1 protein-coding gene is annotated in these 2,821 nt (G+C 48.8%); it reads right to left on the reverse strand.

Going from position 1 to position 2,821, the window contains the following annotated elements:
* Window positions 1-118 precede the first annotated feature (118 nt).
* Window positions 119-2,596, reverse strand: a complete 2,478-nt coding sequence (locus tag A5294_RS06125) for a phosphoketolase (protein ID WP_004111342.1) — start codon at window positions 2,594-2,596, stop codon at window positions 119-121.
* Window positions 2,597-2,821 lie beyond the last annotated feature (225 nt).

Below are 2,821 nucleotides of genomic sequence, written 5' to 3' on the forward strand. Positions count from 1 at the left end.
ATTTTGCATATAACTAGTTTTATTGCATTGTTTGTTTTAATACACAAAACGGGAGCCAATCTTTCGATTGACTCCCGAAATGTTTTAGCTAACCAATTTTAGCTTTATCAGCTTAAAACTACTCGTTATCGCCTGCGGTTGCAGCGGTAGCGGTGACAGCGCCTGGCTTATCGGTCTTAACGCCTGGCCATACCCAATCGGTGTAGTCTGGGTGATCAAGACCCTTGTCGACTGCATACTGGAAGGCTTCGAGGCGGAAGTCCTCGAGCTTCTTGATTTCGTCGGCATACTTAGCGGCGTCAACCATGCGCAATGCTTCAGCGGTAAGCTCGTAACGATCCATGTCGTTCACACGAACCATATCGTATGGCGTTGTGGTGGAGCCCTGCTCCTTGTAGCCATGAACGTTGAAGTTATCGTGGTTTGGACGATCATAAATCAAGCCGCGAACGTCATGTGCATAGGAGTGATAAGCGAAGAGGACTGGCTTGTCAGCAGTGAAGAGCTCAGTGAACTCTTCGTCAGTCAAAGCTTCGTTGTTTTCCTTAGCGGACTGCAACTTGAGCAAGTCAACAACGTTAACAACCTTGAACTTAACGCCAAGCTTGTTCAACTTGTCGGCAGCTGCCATCAATTCCTGCTGTGGAACATCGCCAACACCAGCGAGAACAACCTGAACTTCGTCATTGTTCTTAGCGTTGGAAGCCCACTTCCACTCAGCAGCACCCTTCTCGAGCTCTTCGCGAGCTTCGTCGAGAGTCAACCAAGTAGCAGCTGGCTGCTTACCAGCGAAGATAGCATTAATCATGTTGGTGGACTTGTAAGCCTTTTCAGCAACAGCAAGCAACATGTTGGAATCTACTGGGAAGTAAATGCCGATTACGTGATCGTTGTTGAAGGTCTTGTTCAAGAGCACGGAGGTTACGCCTGGATCCTGGTGCGAGAAGCCGTTGTGATCCTGACGCCATACGTGAGAGGACACCAACAAGTTCACAGAGGAGATTGGCTTACGCCATGGGATCTCACGAACGGTAGCCTCAAGCCACTTTGCGTGCTGGTTCAACATGGAGTCGATAACGTGTACGAAGGACTCGTAGGAGCTCCAGATGCCGTGACGACCGGTGAGCAAGTAACCTTCGAGGAAGCCTTCCATCTGATGCTCGGAAAGCTGCTCGGTGACCTGACCGGTAACAGCCATGTGCTCATCGACTAAGCCGGAGAGATAGCCAGCATCCCACTGCTTGTTGGTTACTTCGTAAGCAGCCTGCAAACGGTTGGAAGCAGTCTCATCTGGTCCGAAGATACGGAAGGAATCTGGGTTGTTCTTGATGATGTCACGAGTGTAAACGCCAAGACGACGGGTAGCTTCGAGCTGACCCCAGCCGTGACCGAATTCCTTAACTTCCTTGACTTCGTAATCCTCAAGCTTTGGAAGCTTCAAATCTTCACGAATACGACCACCGTTGGCGTTTGGATTTTCACCAATGCGGAGTTCGCCCTTTGGCATGAAGGAAAGAACGTCTTCCTTCACAGCGCCCTTTTCATCGAAGAGCTCTTCAGGCTTGTAGGACTTCATCCAGTTCTTCAAAACCTCGAAGTGAGCTTCGGTATCGCGAGCAGATGCCAGTGGCACCTGGTGTGCACGCCAAGAACCTTCGGTCTTCTTGCCATCGATGAACTTCGGGCAGGTCCAACCCTTTGGAGTGCGGAAGATAATCATTGGGTAGTAAGGACGAGTTACATCGTTAGTCTGAGCCTCAGCCTTAATATCGCAAATTTCATCGAAGATAGTTTCGAACATGTCAGCAAAGCGACGGTGGATGGACATATGATCCTCATCGTCGAAGCCAGCAACGAACTCGTATGGTTCATAACCCATGCCGTGGAAGAACTCATGAAGCTCCTCATCGGAAATACGGGAAAGAATTGTTGGGTTAGCAATCTTATAGCCGTTCAAGTGCAAGATTGGAAGCACGATACCATCGGTACGTGGGTTCACAAGCTTGTTGGACTGCCAACCGGTAGCCAAAGGACCGGTCTCAGCTTCACCATCGCCAACGATTGCTGGAACGAACAAGCTTGGGTTGTTCATAACAGCGCCGTAAGCGTGAGAAAGTGCGTAACCAAGCTCGCCACCTTCGTGGATGGAACCTGGGGTTTCAGGAGCGAAGTGAGAAGGAATACCGCCTGGGTAAGAGAACTGACGGAAGAACTTCTGCAAACCAGCTTCGTCCTTAGTAATCTTTGGATAGTACTCAGTGTAAGTACCGTCGAGGTAAGACTGAGCAGTACCAGCTGGGCCGCCGTGGCCTGGACCCATGATAATCACGGTGTTCTGCTGGTGATCAGCGATAAAACGATTAATGTGGCCGATAAGGAAGTTAAGACCTGGAGTGGTGCCCCAGTGGCCCACCAGACGATGCTTAACGTCTTCGCGAGTGAACGGCTCCTTCATTAGAGGGTTGCTGCGAAGATAAATTTGGCCGATTGCAAGATAGTTGGCAACGCGCCAGTACTTGTCTACGCCTTCGATAGCTGCCTCGGAAACTGGAGCGTTTAGCTTCTTCCAAGGTGTGCCAATAACAGGACTCGTCATGTGTACTCCTGTACTCAAGCACTTTTCAGTGCAATTTGATCATTACCATTTGGTTATAGAGACTGGAAAACAAATGTATTACAGCTCTTTTTCCATCCGTTTCAGTATAGTGCCAGCGTCTGACTTTTGTTCGTTTGGTTACTTCTTCGTGCATTTGTGTTGAAAAAATGTGTGATTATGTGCGTAAAAAATGAGCCATTTGTATAGATTATGTTATATTTAATG

Source organism: Gardnerella sp. 30-4 (assembly GCF_001641215.1).
GTDB classification, from domain to species: domain Bacteria; phylum Actinomycetota; class Actinomycetes; order Actinomycetales; family Bifidobacteriaceae; genus Bifidobacterium; species Bifidobacterium leopoldii.

What these genes read in the sequence shown, in the direction of transcription:
- A5294_RS06125 (WP_004111342.1), bottom strand. Translation starts at nt 2,596, where the DNA reads ATGACGAGTCCTGTTATTGGCACACCTTGGAAGAAGCTAAACGCTCCA.